This is a genomic window from Protofrankia sp. Cr1 (assembly GCF_963555865.1).
Classification (GTDB): Bacteria; Actinomycetota; Actinomycetes; order Frankiales; family Frankiaceae; genus Protofrankia.
In genome coordinates, this window is sequence record NZ_CAUVXO010000379.1 from 2,838 (window position 1) to 3,442 (window position 605).

Below are 605 nucleotides of genomic sequence, written 5' to 3' on the forward strand. Positions count from 1 at the left end.
GGGGCACGCACCTCGCTCCCCAGTCCTGCTCCTTGATCCAAACTTCTGGTGCTGGGCGCTCATCGAAAACAGGGAGTGACCCGACCATGATCAGAATTTGGTTGTCCCCAGGCCCAACCAGCCTTGGATGTCTTCCTTGAAGAAGGATCTAGTTCGTCGTGACAGTAGGCGCGGTGGATACTGGGGATAACCGAGGCCATTGCCAGCTCACGAAGCTGATCCGACCGTGCGGATGCTGTGGGTACCGCTGTGTGAAGTCCCTGTGGATTTCCACCGGCGGTCCGGTTGTCCCCAGAGGCTCCCCCGCCGTACAGAGTCCATCCACTGTTTGTGCACAGTTTCTACACAGTCTGTCCCCGGCTACGCAGTGTTTCGAATCGATCTTCGACGCGGTTTGCGCCCACACGGGAAGGGCCAGAAACCGGCGCGCCGAAGCCAGGCCGCCGTTCCCGGATTCCACAGGGTTTTCCACAAGCTGTGCACAAGACTCCACCGGCACACCGAGGTCGGCGTGACCGCATTTGGGTGGCTCCTACCCCGGATTCGTCCCGTTCATGCGTGTCAGGCCGTTCATGTCTGCGTGTCTGTCATGCCTACGTGTCTGT